General features: G+C 72.7%; 20 protein-coding genes. 13 read left to right on the plus strand and 7 right to left on the minus strand.

Annotation, left to right across the window (positions count from 1 at the left end; translation table 11 throughout):
* Positions 1-390: 390 nt before the first annotated feature.
* Both E4622_RS04710 and E4622_RS04715 read left to right on the plus strand, forming a co-directional pair.
* Positions 391-984 carry an allophanate hydrolase subunit 1 gene (locus tag E4622_RS04710; RefSeq protein ID WP_134738882.1) on the plus strand — a complete coding sequence of 198 codons (594 nt, stop codon included), beginning with the start codon at positions 391-393 and terminating at the stop codon, positions 982-984.
* Positions 981-1,823, plus strand: coding sequence for a biotin-dependent carboxyltransferase family protein (locus E4622_RS04715; RefSeq protein ID WP_134738883.1), 843 nt, complete (start codon positions 981-983; stop codon positions 1,821-1,823). Before E4622_RS04710 ends, E4622_RS04715 begins: the two co-directional genes overlap by 4 nt.
* Here E4622_RS04715 and E4622_RS04720 read toward each other — a convergent pair.
* A complete protein-coding gene (locus E4622_RS04720) occupies positions 1,810-2,814 on the minus strand; it encodes a GNAT family N-acetyltransferase (protein WP_134738884.1) in 1,005 nt (334 codons plus the stop codon). The genes E4622_RS04715 and E4622_RS04720 overlap by 14 nt on opposite strands.
* A 10-nt stretch (positions 2,815-2,824) precedes the next feature.
* Positions 2,825-4,183 (minus strand): DNA polymerase IV, encoded by a 1,359-nt coding sequence (locus tag E4622_RS04725; protein ID WP_134738885.1) that lies wholly within the window; start codon positions 4,181-4,183, stop codon positions 2,825-2,827.
* Between the two features lie 150 nt (positions 4,184-4,333).
* Here E4622_RS04725 and E4622_RS04730 point away from each other — a divergent pair, with 150 nt between their 5' ends.
* Complete coding sequence (locus E4622_RS04730) at positions 4,334-5,350, plus strand: DUF4192 domain-containing protein (protein WP_134738886.1); 1,017 nt, start codon at positions 4,334-4,336, stop codon at positions 5,348-5,350.
* A gap of 57 nt (positions 5,351-5,407) precedes the next feature.
* Positions 5,408-6,868: a glutamate--cysteine ligase gene (locus E4622_RS04735; protein WP_134738887.1), complete on the plus strand. Its 1,461-nt coding sequence runs from the start codon at positions 5,408-5,410 to the stop codon at positions 6,866-6,868.
* A gap of 1 nt (position 6,869) precedes the next feature.
* Here E4622_RS04735 and E4622_RS04740 read toward each other — a convergent pair whose 3' ends face one another.
* On the minus strand, positions 6,870-7,304 hold the full coding sequence (locus E4622_RS04740) for a hypothetical protein (protein ID WP_134738888.1): 435 nt from the start codon (positions 7,302-7,304) through the stop codon (positions 6,870-6,872).
* A gap of 87 nt (positions 7,305-7,391) precedes the next feature.
* On the opposite strand from E4622_RS04740, the gene E4622_RS04745 reads away from it, so the two are divergent.
* From E4622_RS04745 to E4622_RS04770, 6 genes are all read left to right on the plus strand, one after another.
* Positions 7,392-7,793 (plus strand): universal stress protein, encoded by a 402-nt coding sequence (locus E4622_RS04745; protein WP_134738889.1) that lies wholly within the window; start codon positions 7,392-7,394, stop codon positions 7,791-7,793.
* A 36-nt stretch (positions 7,794-7,829) separates the two neighbouring features.
* The gene (locus E4622_RS04750) at positions 7,830-8,252 is read left to right on the plus strand and encodes a hypothetical protein (protein ID WP_134738890.1); all 423 of its coding nucleotides are present in this window, start codon (positions 7,830-7,832) and stop codon (positions 8,250-8,252) included.
* Positions 8,253-8,495: 243 nt separating this feature from the next.
* Positions 8,496-9,071 carry an HhH-GPD-type base excision DNA repair protein gene (locus tag E4622_RS04755; protein ID WP_134738891.1) on the plus strand — a complete coding sequence of 192 codons (576 nt, stop codon included), beginning with the start codon at positions 8,496-8,498 and terminating at the stop codon, positions 9,069-9,071.
* Positions 9,072-9,169: 98 nt separating this feature from the next.
* A complete protein-coding gene (locus E4622_RS04760; RefSeq protein ID WP_134738892.1) occupies positions 9,170-10,663 on the plus strand; it encodes an RNA polymerase sigma factor in 1,494 nt (497 codons plus the stop codon).
* Between the two features lie 155 nt (positions 10,664-10,818).
* Positions 10,819-12,087, plus strand: coding sequence for a hypothetical protein (locus tag E4622_RS04765; RefSeq protein WP_134738893.1), 1,269 nt, complete (start codon positions 10,819-10,821; stop codon positions 12,085-12,087).
* Entirely contained in the window at positions 12,084-12,698 is a 615-nt protein-coding gene (locus E4622_RS04770) for a TetR/AcrR family transcriptional regulator (RefSeq protein ID WP_134738894.1), read from the plus strand. Before E4622_RS04765 ends, E4622_RS04770 begins: the two co-directional genes overlap by 4 nt.
* 15 nt (positions 12,699-12,713) lie before the next feature.
* Here the strand turns inward: E4622_RS04770 and E4622_RS04775 are convergent, their stop codons facing one another.
* Positions 12,714-13,049 carry a lipopolysaccharide assembly protein LapA domain-containing protein gene (locus tag E4622_RS04775; protein WP_167735977.1) on the minus strand — a complete coding sequence of 112 codons (336 nt, stop codon included), beginning with the start codon at positions 13,047-13,049 and terminating at the stop codon, positions 12,714-12,716.
* A 96-nt stretch (positions 13,050-13,145) separates the two neighbouring features.
* Between E4622_RS04775 and E4622_RS04780 the strand changes: the two genes are divergently transcribed.
* A complete protein-coding gene (locus tag E4622_RS04780; protein WP_134738896.1) occupies positions 13,146-13,700 on the plus strand; it encodes a hypothetical protein in 555 nt (184 codons plus the stop codon).
* Between the two features lie 64 nt (positions 13,701-13,764).
* A complete protein-coding gene (locus E4622_RS22650; RefSeq protein WP_167735978.1) occupies positions 13,765-13,935 on the plus strand; it encodes a hypothetical protein in 171 nt (56 codons plus the stop codon).
* Between the two features lie 3 nt (positions 13,936-13,938).
* On the opposite strand, the gene E4622_RS04785 is transcribed toward E4622_RS22650, so the two are convergent.
* The 3 genes from E4622_RS04785 to E4622_RS04795 all read right to left on the minus strand — a co-directional run bounded on the left by E4622_RS04785 (position 13,939) and on the right by E4622_RS04795 (position 15,569).
* Positions 13,939-14,772, minus strand: a complete 834-nt coding sequence (locus E4622_RS04785; protein WP_134738897.1) for a DMT family transporter — start codon at positions 14,770-14,772, stop codon at positions 13,939-13,941.
* Between the two features lies 1 nt (position 14,773).
* A complete protein-coding gene (locus E4622_RS04790) occupies positions 14,774-15,250 on the minus strand; it encodes a DUF456 domain-containing protein (RefSeq protein ID WP_134738898.1) in 477 nt (158 codons plus the stop codon).
* A 91-nt stretch (positions 15,251-15,341) separates the two neighbouring features.
* The gene (locus E4622_RS04795) at positions 15,342-15,569 is read right to left on the minus strand and encodes a hypothetical protein (protein ID WP_134738899.1); all 228 of its coding nucleotides are present in this window, start codon (positions 15,567-15,569) and stop codon (positions 15,342-15,344) included.
* A gap of 278 nt (positions 15,570-15,847) precedes the next feature.
* On the opposite strand from E4622_RS04795, the gene E4622_RS04800 reads away from it, so the two are divergent.
* The gene (locus tag E4622_RS04800) at positions 15,848-17,911 is read left to right on the plus strand and encodes a DNA topoisomerase IV subunit B (protein WP_280633748.1); all 2,064 of its coding nucleotides are present in this window, start codon (positions 15,848-15,850) and stop codon (positions 17,909-17,911) included.
* Positions 17,912-17,914 lie beyond the last annotated feature (3 nt).

Genomic DNA, 17,914 nt, shown 5'->3' on the forward strand with positions numbered 1-17,914 from the left:
TTCTGTGGAGAAGCCTGTGGGACCCGAAGTTTGTGGGAGCAGTTCGGCCCCAGCCCTTGCGGCGGGTGCCCACGGCCCCGTAGAACTCTCCCTACCAGCTCGACGCCGACCTCACGGAAGGCCCGGGCTGCGGATCGGACAGGAGCAAGGACCCGCACCGCGAGGCAACTCGAGGCGTCGGCCCGGTGACGGGGACGGCGGGGTCGGAGCACCCGTCATGATCGACCGGGCGTCACCGTTTCCGGTCAAGCCGAGGGCCTCCTGATGCTCATACCATCAAGAGGCCCTCACCTTTTTCTCACGCCATCCGCGACCATCCTGAGGGCTGTCGGCCCGCCCGGGAACCTCCGCCGGATGACGCGTGCGTGAACATCCCGGCAGACTGGGGCCATGCAGCTGCGCGCCTTCGGCCCCCGGGCGCTGCTGGCCGAGGTGGCAGACGCGCGCGCGGCCGTCGCCCTGGGCGCCTGGGCCCGCGCGGCTCGTCTCGACGTGGCCGAGGTCGTCCCGGCCGCCGGGACCGTGCTCTTCGACGGCGTCCGCGACGCCGAGGCGCTCCGCGTGGCGCTCGCGGCCTGGGACGGTGCCGCTCCGGCGGTCCAGCGGGCGCCGGTCGAGGTGCCGGTCACCTACGACGGCGCCGACCTGGGGTTCGTCGCCGAGCGCTGGGGCACCGACGTCGACGGCGTCGTGGCGCGGCACACCGCGACCACCTTCGTGTCGGCCTTCTGCGGCTTCGCGCCCGGCTTCGCCTACCTCACGGGTCTCGACGACGCGCTGGCCGTGCCGCGGCTGGACTCGCCCCGGGCCCGGGTGCCGGCCGGCTCGGTGGCGCTGGCCGGAGCGTGGTGCGGGGTCTACCCGACGGCGTCGCCCGGCGGCTGGCGGATCCTGGGCCGTACGTCGGTCGCGCTGTGGGACCCGGCCCGGGGCGAGCCCGCGCTGCTGGCGCCCGGCACGCCGGTGCGGTTCGTGCGCGCATGAGCCTGCTCGTGCGGCGCACCGGGCCGCTGGCGACCGTCCAGGACCGTGGCCGGGCCGGGCTGGCCCACCTCGGGGTGCCGCGCGCCGGCCCGCTCGACGCGCCTGCGGCCGCCCTGGCCAACCGCCTGGTCGGCAACGACGCCGACGCCGCCGTCGTCGAGGTGACCTTCGGCGGGCTCGAGCTGCGCACCGACGCCGGCCTCTGGGTGGCCGTGACCGGGGCCGTGGTGCCCGTGCAGGTGGACCGTCGGCCGCGCGGCCACGCGCGCGCCGCGTGGGTCCCGGCCGGTGCGACCCTGCGGCTCGGGACGCCCGCGACGGGCGTGCGCTCCTACGTCGCGGTCGCCGGCGGGGTGGCGGTCGCGCCGGTGCTCGGCTCGCGGTCGACCGACACCCTCGCGTGGGTCGGGCCGCCGCGTCTGGAGGAGGGCGTGGTGCTGCCGGTCGGGTCGTCGACGGGTCCTCCCGCTCCGCACGACACCCCCCGCCCGCCCCGGCCCGGTCCGCTGCGACTGCACCCGGGGCCGCGGGCCGACTGGTTCGCGCCGGGGACCCTCGCGGCGCTGTGCCGTGCGCCGTACGTCGTGGGGGAGGCGTCCGACCGCGTGGGGATGCGCCTGGAGGGCCCGAGGCTGGAGCGGGTGCGCGACGGCGAGCTGCCCAGCGAGGGGATGGTGCTCGGGGCGGTTCAGGTGCCGCCCAGCGGCCTGCCCGTGGTGCTGCTCGCCGACCACCCGCCGACCGGCGGCTACCCGGTGCCGGCTGTCGTCGAGGAGGACGACCTGTGGCGGTGCGCGCAGCTGCGGCCCGGCGACGAGGTGTGGTTCACGCCCGCCTGACGAACTCCACCGACGCCTCGACCGGCCGGAAGCCGATGAGCTCGTTGATCGAGATCATGTACTGGTTGGTCTCGCCGTTCTGGGTGCGGACCCGTTGGATGTGAGGCCGGCGCTCCTGCACGGCGCGCAGGTTGGCCGTCTTGACCGCCAGCCCCAACCGGTGGCCGCGGTGCTCGCGGTGGACGAACGTGCCCCACTGGAACGCGTCGGGGGAGGTCTCGGCGAGCGGGACCTGGAGCGTCGACTGGGCCGCCACGACGCCGTCGGGGGTGAGGGCGACGCTCTCGTAGGTCTCGCGGCCCATGCTCGCCGACATCGCGTAGGTCTCGGCGAGCCGCTGCGGGGTCATCACCTCCTCCTCGAAGTCGACCTCGCCGGTGGGTGCGTCGACGGCGAGCTGGCCCAGCAGGACGCAGAGCGACTCGGCGTACTCGTCGGGGAAGTGGCCCACGAAGGTCTCGATGCGGTAGCCGTCGGAGCGCTCCGCTGCGAGGGCGGCCCACTCGTCGAGCCGCGCGCCGTCGACCGGAAGGTCGAGGTGGCGGACGACCTCGATGTTGGACTGCGTGAAGCCGCGGTGCTCGGCGAAGGAGCGGTAGGGGTGGTCCTCGAGCCGGTCGAAGGGGATGGCCGCGTCGGCCATGACCTCGGTGCGCCCCGCGGCCACGGCGATCCCGGTCAGGTGCTCCAGGAGCGCCGAGCCGACGCCCCGGCCACGGTGGTCGGGGTCGACGAAGACCTCGACCCACGCCTTGTCGGTGTTGTCGAGCAGGAAGAGGTAGACGATGCCGAAGCCGACGAGTGTCTCGCCGTCGTGAGCTGCGACGTGCTCGCTCCGCTCGCCGCTGTCCGGGGCGCGCAGGGCCGCGGCGTACTCCTCGTACGTGAAGCGCGGGGCATCGGGGCGGTCGACGTGACGGGCGAGGTCGTAGACCCGGTGCACCTCACGCATCACGGCGTCGTCGTGGAGGTCGATCGGGCGCAGGTCCATGCGCCGAACGCTAGGGCGGTGGAGGCGGCGCCGCGAGCGAGTTTCCACCGTCGGCCACGTCGTCGGTGGGCGGCTGCCAGGCGACGAGGTCGGGGTCGTCGATGGGGTAGGAGCGCACCGGACCCGCCGGCGTCTCGGCCGTCTCGAAGCGCACGGTGACCACGCCGCGGCCCGAGCCCCACACCCAGCCCCGGCCGAGCTCCGCGTGCACGACGTCCATGCCGGGAGCCCAGGCGGGCCGGCGGGTGCTCGGGGCCTCGACCGGCTCGGGCTCCTCCTCGACGACCTCGGGGTCGGACTCGCCGAAGAGGTCGTCCTGGATCCAGTCGGCCAGGCCCGAGACCCCGACGCCCAGCAGGCGTACGCCGCCGGAGGTGTCGAGGTCGGCGAGCAGGGCGCGCGCAAGACGGCCGATCGTGGCGGTGGAGTCGGTCGGGGACGTCAGCGTCGAGGAGCGGCTCAGCGTCGTGAAGTCGTGGAGACGCACCTTGATGGTGACCGTGCGCCCGGACAGGCCGTGCTTGCGCAGGCGGGTCGCGACCTCGCCGGCCTGGCGGGTGAGCAGGCCCTCCATGAGCCTGCGGTCGGTCAGGTCGGTCTCGTAGGTGCCCTCGACGCTGACCGACTTGGCCTCGCGCTCGGCGAGGACCGGGCGGTCGTCCAGGGCGCGCGCGAGGTGCCACAGGCCGGTGCCGTGGGCCTTGCCCACCAGCCGCACCAGCTCGTCGAGGTCGACCGACTCGAGCTCGGCGACGGTGTGGATGCCGGCGCGGCGCAGCCGCTCCGCGGTGGCCGGGCCGACGCCGGGGATCACCGTGACGTGCATCGGGCGCAGCAGCGCCACCTCGGTGCCGGGGGCCACCACCGTCAGCCCGTCGGGCTTGTCGATCTCGCTGGCGACCTTGGCGATGAACTTCGACGAGCCCAGACCGACCGAGCAGGTCAGGCCGCGGGTGACCTCGGTGACCCGGGAGCGGAGCTCCTCGGCGAAGGCCGTCACCGTGGGCAGCTCGAGGTCGGGCAGGCCGGCGCGCTCGAGGTCGACGAACGCCTCGTCGAGCGAGAGCGGCTCCACCAAGGGCGAGACCGAGCGCAGGAGACCCATGACGGCGTTGCTCGACTCCCGGTAGGCGTGGAAGCGGCCGCTGAGGAAGGCCGCGTGGGGGCATCGCGAGCGGGCCTCGCGGGTCGACATGGCCGACCTCACGCCGTACTTGCGGGCCTCGTAGGAGGCCGTGGCCACCACCCCGCGGCCGCCGACCCCACCCACGACGACCGGTCGGCCGCGCAGCGAGGGCTTGTCGCGCTGCTCGACGGCCGCGAAGAAGGCGTCGAGGTCCAGGTGGAGGACCGAGGCCTGGGCACGCACGCTCGCAAACTACCCGCGGCCACCGACGTGGCCCGGCACCCGGGTGGGGGAGGCCGGTTGCCGTCCACAGGGGCGGTCCACGGACGCGCTCCTCCCCAGGTCGCCCGTCGCCGCCCACGCGGTGTCGGCCACGAGGAGCACGGTGCCTGCATGACCCACCACCACCCGATGACGATGACCGCCCGGTGCCCCGAGGACCTGCTGGCGATGGTGCCGGTGACCCTCGGCTTCGTGCCCGAGGAGTCCGTCGTGATGCTCACCTTCGGCGGGCGCGCGTTCCAGGCGCGGGTCGACCTGCCCGCCTCCCGCGACGAGGTGTCTGAGGTCGTGGCGTCGCTGCTCGAGCCGGCCTGCCTGCACCGTGTGCGGCAGGTGGTGTTCGTGCTCTACACCGGTGACGAGGCACTCGCCGGGCACCTGTGGCGGGGGCTGCGCGACCGGTGCCGCCGGGAGGGCATCGACGTGGTGGAGGCGCTGCGCGCCGACGGCGGTCGCTGGTTCCCGCTCGCCCACGGCAGCCACCTGCTGCGGGAGGTCGGGGTGCCCTACGACGTCAGCGCCCACCCGTTCCAGGTCGACGCCGTGCTCCACGGCCGGGTCACCCACCGCTCGCGCCGCGACCTCGCCGAGACGCTGCGCCCCGACCCCGACCGGGTGGCCGCGGTGGCGGCCGCGCTCCGCGAGCCGGTGGGGGACCGGACAGGCCGGTGGGACCGCACCCACCCGCCCGAGGTGTCGGTGATGCTCGAGGAGGGCCGCTGGGTCCAGGAGACCGTGCGGGCCCACGTCGCCACCGGGTCGCGCCCCTCGGACGCCGACGCCGCCCGGCTGCTGCACGCCGTGGTGCTGCTGCGGCTGCGCGACGCGGCCTGGGAGCTGATCGAGCGCCCTCGCGCGGCCGCCCACGTCGAGCTCTGGTCCGACCTCGTGCGCCGTTGCCCGCGCGAGCTGGTCGCGGGTCCGGGGACCCTGCTCGGGTGGGCCGCCTGGCAGGCCGGCCACGGTGCGCTGGCCTGGTGCGCCCTCGACCGGGTCCTCGAGGTCGAGCCGGACTACACCCTCGCGGCGCACCTCGCCCTCGTCCTCGAGCACGCGGTCCCGCCGGAGGCGTGGGAGGTCGACTTCGACTGGGCCGAGGGACTGCGTCCGGTCGGCAGGTCCGCATGACCACCACGCCTGTGCGGGTGAGGGTTCGGGCCGCCTGGGCGGCACTAGGGTGCCTGCATGGGAGAAGAGGTCGACGCACAGGAGTTCACCCGGGCCGACCGCACGCGGCACCGCGAGAAGGTCCGGCGCAACCTCGACGTGTTCGCGCGGATGCTGCGCGAGGCGGCGTTCGACACCGACGACCCGATGACGGGCCTCGAGGTGGAGCTCAACCTCGTGGACGAGCTCGGCGACCCGGCCCTGAAGAACACCGAGGCGCTCGAGGCGATCGCCGACCCCGACTTCCAGACCGAGCTGGGCCAGTTCAACATCGAGATCAACGTGCCGCCGGCCAAGCTGCGCGAGGGCGGCCTGACGACGTTCGAGGACAACCTGCGCCGCAGCCTCAACGACGCCGAGGAGAAGTCCGCCGAGGTCGGGGCCCACCTGGTGATGATCGGGATCCTGCCGACCCTGGCCGAGGGGCACATGTCGCCGGCGTCGCTGAGCGGCAACCCGCGCTACCGGCTGCTGAGCGAGCAGATCCTCAACGCGCGGGGTGAGGACATCACGATCGCGGTGACCGGCCCCGAGCGGCTCCGCACGACCTCCGACTCGATCGTCCCGGAGGCTGCCTGCACCAGCACGCAGTTCCACGTGCAGACCTCGCCCGAGCAGTTCGCCACCTACTGGAACGCCTCCCAGGCGATCTCGTCGGTCCAGCTCGCGGTCGGCGCCAACTCGCCGTACCTCCTGGGCAAGGAGCTGTGGCGCGAGACCCGGATCCCGCTCTTCGAGCAGGCCACCGACACCCGGAGCGAGGAGCTCAAGGCGCAGGGCGTGCGACCGCGGGTGTGGTTCGGGGAGCGCTGGATCACCTCGATCTTCGACCTGTTCGAGGAGAACGTCCGCTACTTTCCGGCGCTGCTGCCGATCACCGAGGAGGAGGACCCGCTCGAGGTGCTCGAGGCCGGCGGCACCCCGGTGCTCTCCGAGCTGCGGCTGCACAACGGCACGATCTACCGCTGGAACCGCCCGGTCTACGACATCAGCGACGGCGTCCCGCACCTGCGCGTCGAGAACCGCGTCCTGGCCGCCGGGCCGACCGTCGCCGACACCATCGCCAACGCGGCGTTCTACTTCGGCCTGGTCCGGGCGCTCGCCGAGAGCGAGCGGCCGCTGTGGTCGCAGATGTCGTTCAGCGCGGCCGAGGAGAACTTCCACGTGGCCGCCCAGCACGGCATCGACGCCCAGATCTACTGGCCCGGGGTCGGCCAGGTCCAGGCGACCGAGCTGGTGCTGCGCCGGCTGCTGCCGATGGCTCAGGAGGGCCTCGAGGCGTGGGGTGCGACGGGCGCCGAGATCGACCGCATGCTCGGGATCATCGAGCAGCGCTGCCTCACCGGCCGCAACGGCGCGGAGTGGTTCGTGCGGCAGATGCACGAGCGGCGCACCGACGACCGCTACGACGCGCTGCGCGCCACGCTGCTCGACTACCGCGACCGCATGCACACCAACGAGCCGGTCCACGCCTGGTAGGTCAGCCCCGCTCGGGTGGGCGCAGCCGCTGCCAGGTGCGCTCGAGGCCGCTGCGCGGGTCGCGCCAACCGTGCCGGTTGACGACGACCATCAGCAGCGGCAGGCCCAGCTCGCCGTAGGCCGACCGCGCCGCGGCGAGCCACGCCAGGTCGACGTCCTGCGGACGGAGGCGGTCGCGCCGGGTCAGCCACACCATGGGGGCGGGCCCCGGCCGGCGGACCCGACGCACCATCGCGGAGACGATGTCGGTGCGCAGGGCGTGGTCCGTGCGCTCGTCGGGGCGTACGGCGAACACGGTCTCGCGCTGCCCGGGAAGGCCCACGTGCACCAGGGGCAGGAAGCTGCGCCGGTGCTCGGCGGCGGCGTGGTCGAGCACCGCCTGGCGCAGCACCCGGAGCAGCGCCGGCGAGAGCGGGTCGCGCAGTCCCTCGGCCATGGGGGCAGCGTGCCCGACGGGACGGGCGGCGCGCCGTGGTCCTCCACAGGCTCCCCACGAGGGCCGCCGACCGGTACCGTGCCCGACATGGGAAAAGTCGTGGTCGGTTACGTGCCCAAGCCCGAGGGTGAGGCCGCCTTGGATCAGGCGATCTCCGAGGCCAAGCTGAGAGGCGCGGACCTGGTGGTGGTCAACTCCCACCGCGGAGGCGCGGGCTACGACAAAGAGGCCGCCGACCAGCTCGAGACCGACATGGCCGCGGTCAGCGCCAAGCTCGACGCCCAGGGCGTGACCTACGAGCTGCGCCAGCTGGTCCGGGGTTTCGAGCCCGCCGAGGACCTCATCAGCATCGCCGAGGCGAACTCCGCCGAGCTGATCGTCATCGGCCTGCGCCGGCGCACCCCGGTGGGCAAGCTGATCCTCGGGTCCAACGCCCAGCGGGTCCTCCTCGACGCGCACTGCCCGGTCCTGGCCGTCAAGGCGGACTGACCGCCTCACCCGCGACCGACGGCCTAGGCTCGGACCATGAGCCTCTGGGACGCGCCACCGACCACACGTCAGCGGACGGCGGCACGCGTGCTGCTGGGCGGGATCCTGGTCTTCGCCGGCGTCAGCCACCTCACCTTCGCGCGTGAGGAGTTCGTGGCCCAGGTGCCCGACTGGTTCCCCGTCTCGGACGACCCGGTGGTCCTCGTGTCCGGCGCGGTCGAGATCGGGCTGGGCGCCGCCCTGGTCGCCTTCGGCCGCGGACGGATCGGGGTCGGCCTGCTCGCGGCGGCGTTCTTCGTCGCGATCTTCCCCGGCAACATCGCGCAGTACCTCGAGCACACCGACGCCTTCGGCCTCGACACCGACCGCAAGCGCTTCCTGCGTCTGTTCTTCCAGCCGCTGCTCGTCGCCTGGGCGCTCTGGGCCACCGGCGCCTGGCGGGACCGCCGACAGCGCTGAGCGGCCCGCCTGATCGGTGGGCCTACCGTCTCCCGCTCGGCCTGGTCCGCATCAGCCGAGCGTCCGCTCGACGAGGTCCTCGACCAGCTCCTGGCCAGGAGGAGGATCGGCAGGACCCCGAGCAGGCGAAGCGGGGGAGATGGCGGCACGGGTCCGACCCTCCCCCAACCGGTGCGCCCTCACCCGTGCCTGCGTCGGACGCGGAGCAGCACGCACGCCCGCCGGGTCGGGCATGCTGGTCGCATGGCCATCCACATCACCGGCGACGACGCCGCCGACCGGGTCCTGACCGACAGCTCCTTCGCGTTACTCGCGGGAATGATGCTCGACCAGCAGTACCCGATGGAGCACGCCTTCCGGGGTCCGGCCAAGGTGCTGGAGCGGTTCGGGAGCATCGAGCCGGAGGCGATCGCGAGCGCCGACCCCGAGGAGTTCGCGGCGCTGTGCGCGACCCCGCCGGCGGTGCACCGGTTCCCGGGCTCGATGGCGGCGCGGATGCAGGAGCTGGCGGCGCTGGTGGTCGAGCGCTACGACGGTCGCACCGAGCGGCTGTGGACCGAGGCCGCGGACGGCAAGGACCTGCTGAAGCGGGTGATGGAGCTGCCGGGCTTCGGCAGGCAGAAGGCCCGGATCTTCGTCGCGCTGCTGGCCAAGCAGCTCGACGTCCGCCCGGCCGGCTGGGAGCAGGCGGTGGGGGACTACGCCCTCGACGGCTACCGCTCGGTGGCCGACGTGGTCGACGGCGCGTCGCTGCTGAAGGTGCGCGACCACAAGAAGGAGCAGAAGGCGGCCGCCAAGGCCGCCGCCGGCGCGCAGTAGCGGGTCCGTGTGGGGACCTCACGCACGTCGTGGCAGAATGAAGCAGCGGCTCTTGACGACACCGGGTCTTGCCGCGCCCACAGCCAGTTTGACGAGAGGTGTTCGTGTCTTCGAACGCGCGCAAGATCCCTGCCGACGTCCTGTCCCACCCCGCCGTCGAGGCGCTGCTGCAGCAGGCCGCGCCCTCGGCGAGCGTGACACCCGACCAGGTCAGGCAGGCGAGTGAGGCAGCCGCGGTGGAGCCGCGTCACCTCAAGGCCCTGCTCGCGCACCTGAGCTCGCTCGGCATCTCGGTGGCCATGCCGGCCGCCGGCGCCCGGGTGGCCGCTGCGGGCAGCCCGCGCAAGACCACCACCGCGACGGCCACGGCCAAGAAGGCCCCGGCCAAGAAGGCGGCAGCCGCGGCGGAGCCGGCCGAGACGCCGGCCGCACCGGCGAAGAAGGCGGCCGCCAAGAAGGCTGCCCCCGCCAAGAAGGCGCCGACCAAGAAGGCGGTCGCGGAGACCGCGGCGGCCGCCGTGGGCGCCGACGGCAAGAAGATCCTCCCCGACATCCCCGACGAGGAGTTCGAGAAGGACGTCAAGACCGACCCGACGATCGTCGAGGACGAGAAGTCCGCGACGTTCATCGTCTCCGCCGCCGACGAGACCGACGAGCCCGAGCAGCAGGTCATGGTCGCCGGCGCGACGGCCGACCCGGTCAAGGACTACCTCAAGCAGATCGGCAAGGTGCCCCTCCTCAACGCCGAGATGGAGGTCGAGCTCGCCAAGCGGATCGAGGCCGGCCTCTTCTCCGAGGAGAAGCTCGCCAAGGGCGGCAAGATCACGCCCAAGGTCCTCGAGGAGCTCGAGTGGATCTCCGAGGACGGCCGCCGCGCCAAGAACCACCTCCTCGAGGCCAACCTGCGCCTCGTGGTCTCGCTGGCCAAGCGCTACACCGGCCGCGGCATGCTCTTCCTGGACCTGATCCAGGAGGGCAACCTCGGTCTGATCCGTGCGGTCGAGAAGTTCGACTACACCAAGGGCTACAAGTTCTCGACGTACGCCACCTGGTGGATCCGTCAGGCCATCACCCGCGCCATGGCCGACCAGGCCCGCACCATCCGGATCCCGGTCCACATGGTCGAGGTCATCAACAAGCTCGCGCGCGTCCAGCGCCAGATGCTCCAGGACCTGGGCCGCGAGCCCACGCCGGAGGAGCTGGCCAAGGAGCTGGACATGACCCCCGAGAAGGTCATCGAGGTCCAGAAGTACGGCCGCGAGCCGATCTCGCTGCACACGCCCCTGGGTGAGGACGGCGACTCCGAGTTCGGCGACCTGATCGAGGACTCCGAGGCCATCGTCCCGGCCGACGCGGTCAGCTTCACGCTGCTGCAGGAGCAGCTGCACGCCGTGCTCGACACGCTCTCGGAGCGCGAGGCCGGCGTGGTCTCGATGCGCTTCGGCCTCACCGACGGCCAGCCCAAGACCCTCGACGAGATCGGCAAGGTCTACGGCGTGACCCGCGAGCGGATCCGCCAGATCGAGTCCAAGACGATGTCCAAGCTGCGTCACCCCTCGCGCTCGCAGGTCCTGCGCGACTACCTCGACTGAGCACCGCACCACCGCACCACCGCACCGAGGCCCGGCCGCTCCAGCGGCCGGGCCTCGGGCGTTCGGCGGAAGGTTCCTGTTGACCGCGTGGCGCGTGCGGCCCTAGACAAGAACAAGCGTTCGCGTTTGCGGGCGCAGTCTCGGGAGGAAGTCACATGTCCGTACGTCGCACCGTCGCGGCCGCCGCCGCGTCCCTCGCCCTGGGGGCGCTGTCGATCAGCGCCACCACCGGGCCCGCCCAGGCCGACCCGCTGCCACCGACCGCGGTCGCGCTGGGCGACTCCTTCATCAGCGGCGAGGGCGCGGGCAGCTACAGCGCCGTGGCCGACCAGTCCGGCGCCCAGCAGGGCTTCCCCGGCTGGTCCGCGGACAACCACAACGCCTACTTCTGCCACCGGTCCCCGAACGCCTCCATCTCCGTGGCCAGCCTCCCGGGCATCACCGACCGGGTGAACCTCGCCTGCTCGGGCGCCCAGCCGGCCGACATGGCCAACGCCTCCTCGTCGCGTCCCGCCGGCCGGACCGTGGCGAGCCAGATCGACCAGCTGCGGCAGGTCGGTGCCACGCACGACATCGACCTGGTGCTCGTCGGGCTGGGCTCCAACAACGCCCACTTCACCTTCGGCACGGTGGCCGCCGAGTGCGCCGGCCGCTTCGTGGGGGACGGCTACACCGGCTGGTGGGAGGTCTGGGTCGACATCCTCAACTGGGTCAACGGCACCGAGCTCAACGAGGAGCCGTGCACGGACGCGGACCTGGCCAACGCCCAGCAGTTCGCCGGGGCCCAGGCCGACACGACCGCGGCGCTGCGGCAGGTGCTCGACGTGCTGGACGAGATCGACGCCGACGGCCAGCACCGCGTGGTGCTCCAGGACTACACCAACCCGCTGCCCGAGGCCTTCGCCGAGCAGTACCTCACCGAGAGCGGCCGCGACGACGAGCGCGACAAGTACCGTGCCCTGGTCGACGAGCGCTACGCCGCCGGCTGCCCTGCCGACGTGGCCACCCTGGCCCCCGCCCACCGCTTCTCGCAGGGCCTGGGCTCCATGGTGGCCGGCGTGGCCGGCACGCTGCGCGCCGAGCGTCCCGGGGCGGACGTCACCTACCTCAACGTGCAGCACGCCTTCGACGGCGCCCGGCTGTGCGAGCAGCCCGGGAGCCCGGGCAGCGCCCTGGCGACCCCGCTGCGCGTGATGGACGGACCGTCCGGGGTGTTCGTGGACAGCTTCGGGCCCTTCGACAAGCTCGACATCAAGCGGGTCACCGACACCTGCAAGTCCTACTACCAGACCTGCCAGGAGTCGTGGCACCCCAGCGCCGCCGGGCACCAGGTCCTGGGGCAGTGCCTGACCGCGGCCTGGGGCCGCGGCGGCCCGCAGGTCACGTGCTCGCGGACGCCGTCGGGCGCGATCAGCGCGGGATGACCGCCGCCCGCGCCGCGCGCGAGCCCCAGCAGGACCGCTCCCGGGAGACCGTGGAGCGGATCCTCGAGGCTGCCGAGCAGGAGATCGGCAGCCGGGGGCTCGCCGCGGCCGGGACCCGGGCCATCGCCGCCCGTGCCGGGCTGTCGGTGGGAGCGCTCTACCGCTTCTTCCCCGACAAGGACGCGATCGTCGAGGCGCTGACCCGGCGCTACCTCGCCGACCTGACGCCGGCGTACGCCGCGACGGTGGCCGACGTGGCGCCGGGCGCCGACCTCGCGCGGGTCGTCGCCACCCTGGTGCGCCAGGCCGCGGAGCTCCAGCTCGCTCACCCCGGCTACTACCGGCTCACCGAGGAGCTGCCGCCCGAGGACGGTGACTCACCGGCCCACCAGGTGCGTGAGAGCGTCGTGGACCTCTTCGTGGGTGCGCTCCGCTCGGCCGGCGTGGGCTCGACCGAGGAGACCGAGCTGCGCCGGGCGGTGGGCCTCTGCGTCGAGACCGTGCGCCACACGCTCGTGCGCGCTCCCGTCGACCCGGACGGCCGCGGGGCGGTGGTCGAGGAGCTGGCCCGCATGGTCGCCGCCTACGTGCAGGCCCGCTTCACGTCCTGACGGGCGGGCCCACGCTCAGTGTCGGGTACGCCGGACGCGGCGGCGCAGCTGGAGGATCCGCAGCATCCCGGCCAGACCGGCCAGGAAGAGACCGGCCAGGGCGGCGATGAGGATGGCGACCGCCACCGGGACCTGCCCGTCCCAGGCCAGGAAGGACACCGTGGTCTTGCGGGTGTTCTGGGCGATGAAGACGATCAGGAGCAGGAGCACCACGCCGAGCCCGACCACCGCGGCCCAGAAGCCACTGGTCCGGGAGCCGCGCAGCGGGTCGTCGTCGCCGCGAGGCGGCTGCTCGACGGTCGGCTCGTCCAAGGGCCGCGGGTCGCGGGGTTCGTCGGGGATCTGGGTCACGCTGCTTGGTACCCATCGGGGCCGCGAAGCAACCGACGGGGGGTCTGGGGCGTCACCTGAGGTGAACCCTTTCCACCCCCGACCCCAGGAGCCCTCGTGTCCCTCCACCGCCTCACCCGCACTGTCGCCCTCGCCGCCTGCGCCGCGCTCACGCTCGGGCCCGCCGGCCCCGCCTCCGCCGAGTCGACGGTCGTCACCGACCCCGCCGACGTCGGCGGTGCCTCGCTGCACGACATCCGCAGCGTCCGCCTCAAGCACGGCGAGGCGCGGGTGGTCGTCCGGGTGCGCTTCACCGACCTGCAGCCCGAGTCCGACGGCGGCCCCGCGGGCCTGACGGTCTTCCTGGACGGCAACCCGGCCCGCAAGGGACCCGAGCTGCGCGTCGACACCGGCCTGCACGACGGGAGTGACTACCAGCTCACGCGGGCGCGCAACTGGCGCCAGGTCGGGGACCGCCTCACCTGCGCCCACTCGGTCCGGCTGGACTGGAAGACGAACGTCGCCACGGTGCGGGTGGCGCGCGCGTGCCTGGGCACGCCGGAGAGGGTCCGCGTGGCCGTCAAGATGGTCGACTACTACGACGGCAGCCACCCCATCACCGACTGGGCAGGCAAGCGCCGCTCCTTCACGCCGTACGTCACGGCGGGGTGAGGCGGTGATGCCGGGCCGCGCCCGGGTAGGAGATCCGCGACACCTCAGGCCCTAGGAGACTCAGATGAACCGAACGTCCCTCACCGCCACGTCCGTCCTCCTGCTGCTCGTCGCGGTCGGCCTGCTCGTCGCGGCCGTGACCTACGACGGCAACGGCACGTGGATCGGCCTCGGGGCCGCCGCCGTCGCCCTGGTCGCGGTGTTCATCTCGGCCAACGGTCGCAAAGCGCGCTGATCCTCACCCCAGCGCCACCAGCACCACCGTCACCGCACACAGGCCCAGGCCGACGGCCTGGGCCGGGTGCACGCGCTCGCGCAGGATCGACAGGGCGAGCAGCACCGTGAACGCGGGGTAGAGGGAGGTGATGACGGCGGCGACGGTCAGGTTGCCGTCGCGGGAGGCCACCAGGAAGAGCCCGGTCGCCGCGGCCCCCAGGCAGCCGCTGACCACCCCGAGGAGAGCGGCCGGTCGGCGCGGGACCCACGCGGCGCGCAGCGCGGTGGCCACCAGCACCACCACGACCGCGGCCACGAGCTGGTTGAGGGCCAGGGGGACCAGGCCGGCCTCCTCGGGGACCTGCGCCAGCGCGGAGAAGAGAGTGCCGAAGCCGACGCCCGCGACGACGCCGTCGAGGACTCCGGAGCCCGCCTCGGCCGAGGACGCGGAGCGGGGCTCCCGCGCGACCAGCCAGATGGCCGGGACGGCCGCCAGGATGCCGAGCCACACCAGGGTGGAGGGACGCTCGCCGGTCGCCAGGCCCACCGCGATGGGTACGAGCGCGGCGCCCACGGCGGACACAGGGGCGACCACGCCCATCCGCCCCGAGGAGAGCCCCCGGTAGAGGAACGCGGTGCCGAGCCCGTTGCCGAGACCGGCCAGCGCGGCCCAGGCGACGACCTCGCCGCCGAAGGAGCCGCCCCTGAGGAGACCGACCACCAGGAACGGTACGGCGCCGCCGAGCTGCCCCACGAGGGCGATCGTCCACGGCGTCACGCGCTTGGAGGCGACGCCTCCGACGAAGTCGCTGAGGCCGTAGGAGACCGCCGCCAGCAACGAGAGCAGCAGGGCCATGTCAGGTGACGACCACGCCGACGACCCACACGCCCGCGGCGAGCACCCCCGCCGCCAGCTCGATGAGGATGCTGAGCCCGACGGCGCGCAGCGCCTGCACGGTGGACGGCCAGGCGCGCGCCGAACCGACGCGGCGGTGCTCGGCGAGGTAGATCCCGAGCACGAAGCCCAGGAAGATGCCCACCACGGGCACCACGAAGAAGCCGACGATCCCCAGCGCGGCGCCCGCCCACTGCGTGGAGGCGGGGATGCCCGCGGCCTTGAGATGGCGGCCCGGGACGGCGTACTTCACGATGCCGCCCACCACGAGCAGGACCGTGACCACCGCGAACACCGTCCAGGCCGCGCCGCCGCCCACCTGCACCGCCCACACCAGCACGGCGGCCAGGACCAGGATCGAGCCGGGCAGGACCGGGACCAGGATGCCGGCCAGGCCCACGGCGATGGCCAGTGCGACGAGGACTTCGGTGAGGCTCACGGCGCCCAGCCTGTCAGGTCAAGGACCTGAAATGGACGATGGCCCCGGACTCGTGTCCGGGGCCGTCGTCGAAGTCGTCGGGTGGGTTGGCTCAGTGCTCGTCTCGCGGCGTCGTTGCCGGGGTCGTGAGCTTGTGGGTCTCGTCGACCAGGTTGATGGCGACCTCTTTGAGCTTGTCACCGTGCTCGCGCGCGTGGTGGGCACAGAAGAGGAGCTCGCCGCCGGTCTGGAGCTCGACACGCAGGTAGGCCTGCGCGCCGCAGCGGTCGCAGCGGTCCTCGGCAGTCAGAGGAGCACTAGGAGCAACAGCAGTTGTCACGTCGGCCTCATTTCTCGGGTGGTGTCTCTCTCAACCTAGCGAGCGGGGACAACATTCCCGACGCCAGGTGTCCTGGGACACCTCGATCCAATCACGAGTGATCGTTCCCCGAACTCCTGGTTCCCATGCCCTGGACTGGACAGGTGGTGGAGAACGGTTCCGTCCCGCTCACCGTAGGCGGCGCGAGCGAGCGAGCCTTCACCGCCGCGCGGCGTGTCGCGGGTAGATTCGGAGGCGCTCGAAGAACCGCGAACGCCACGCCTGCCAGGAGCCCCACGATCGCCGACAACACCTACAACGCCGCGCACCTCCTCGTCCTCGAGGGACTGGAGGCGGTGCGCAAGCGACCGGGCATGTACATCGGGTCGACCGACACCCGCGGGCTCATGCACTGCCTGTGGGAGATCATCGACAACGGCGTCGACGAGGCGCTGGCGGGCTCGGCCCACCGGGTCGAGGTCACCCTGCACGCCGACGACTCGGTCGAGGTCCACGACGACGGTCGCGGCATCCCCACGGACAAGGAGCCCAAGACCGGGCTGCCCGGGGTCGAGGTGGTCGCCACCAAGCTGCACGCCGGCGGCAAGTTCGGCGGCGGCTCCTACGTCGCCACCGGCGGCCTGCACGGCGTGGGCCTGTCGGTCGTCAACGCGCTGTCCTCGCGGATGGACATCGACGTCGACCGCTCCCCGGCCCAGCAGGGGCTGAGCTTCAACCGCGGCAACCCGGGCGTCTTCGACGGCGAGGGCCCGGCGGCGCCGTTCACCCCCCGCTCCGGCCTGACCCGCAAGGGCCGGAAGGTCGCGAAGGGCAGGACGGGCACGCGCATCCGCTTCTGGCCCGACCGCCAGATCTTCACCAAGGACGCGACCTTCGAGTTCGAGGGCCTGCTGGGACGGGCCCGCCAGACGTCGTTCATCGTGCCGGGCCTCGAGCTGGTCATCCGCGATCTCCGTGGCGACGTACCGGTCGAGGAGAAGTTCCGCCACGACGGGGGCATCGCGGAGTTCGCCGAGTACCTCGCCGCCGACGAGCCGGTCACCGACATCCTGCGGCTCCAGGGCATGGAGACCTTCACCGAGACCGTGCCGATGCTCGACGCCCAGGGGCACATGACCCCCCAGGAGGTCGAGCGCGAGCTGACCGTCGACATCGCGGCCCGCTGGGGCACCGGCTACGACACCGAGCTGCGCTCCTTCGTCAACGTGATCGCCACCCCCAAGGGCGGCACCCACGTGAGCGGGTTCGAGGCCGCGCTGACCAAGACGTTCAACGAGGCCATGAAGGCCACCAAGGCGCTCAAGGTCAACGACGACGACGTGATCAAGGACGACGTGATGGAGGGCCTGACGGCCGTGGTCACCGTCCGGCTGGCCGAGCCGCAGTTCGAGGGCCAGACCAAGGAGATCCTCGGCACCCCCGCGGTGCGCTCCGTCGTACGCCGGGTGGTGTCCGCGGAGCTGAAGAAGTTCCTCACCTCGACCAAGCGGGCCGAGAAGGCCCAGGCCAAGCTCCTCATGGAGAAGATCGTCGGCGCCTCCAAGACCCGCCTGGCCGCGCGCCAGCACAAGGAGACCCAGCGCCGCAAGAACGCCCTCGAGTCCTCGGCGCTGCCCTCCAAGCTCGCCGACTGCCGCGCCAACGACAACGACCGCACCGAGCTCTTCATCGTCGAGGGGGACTCCGCCCTCGGCACGGCCAAGCTCGCACGCAACTCGGAGTTCCAGGCGCTGCTGCCCATCAGGGGCAAGATCCTCAACGTCCAGAAGGCGTCGGTGGGCGACATGCTCAAGAACGCCGAGTGCGCCTCGATCATCCAGGTGGTGGGCGCGGGCTCGGGACGCACCTTCGACCTCGAGGCCCGGCGCTACGGCCGGATCATCTTCATGGCCGACGCCGACTCCGACGGCGCCCACATCCGCTGCCTGCTCGCCACGCTGTTCTTCAAGTACATGCCCGAGCTGATCGCCGAGCGGCGCGTCTACACCGCGGTCCCGCCGCTGCACCGCATCGAGATCTCCAACCCCAAGAAGGGCATGGAGAAGTACCGCTACACCTATTCCGACGACGAGCTGCAGCGCACCCTGGCGGAGCTGAAGAAGAAGAACGTCAAGTGGAAGGACCCGGTCCAGCGCTACAAGGGGCTCGGGGAGATGGACGCCGACCAGCTGGCCGAGACCACGATGGACCCCCGCCACCGCACCCTGCGTCGGATCACCATCGACGACGCCGACGCGGCCACGCAGGTCTTCGAGCTCCTCATGGGCTCCGAGGTCGCGCCCCGCAAGGAGTTCATCGTGCAGGGCGCCTACGAGGTCGACGTGGAGTCGCTCGACGCCTGAGCC

The organism is Nocardioides sp. 503 (assembly GCF_004522095.1).
Lineage (GTDB): Bacteria > Actinomycetota > Actinomycetes > Propionibacteriales > Nocardioidaceae > Nocardioides.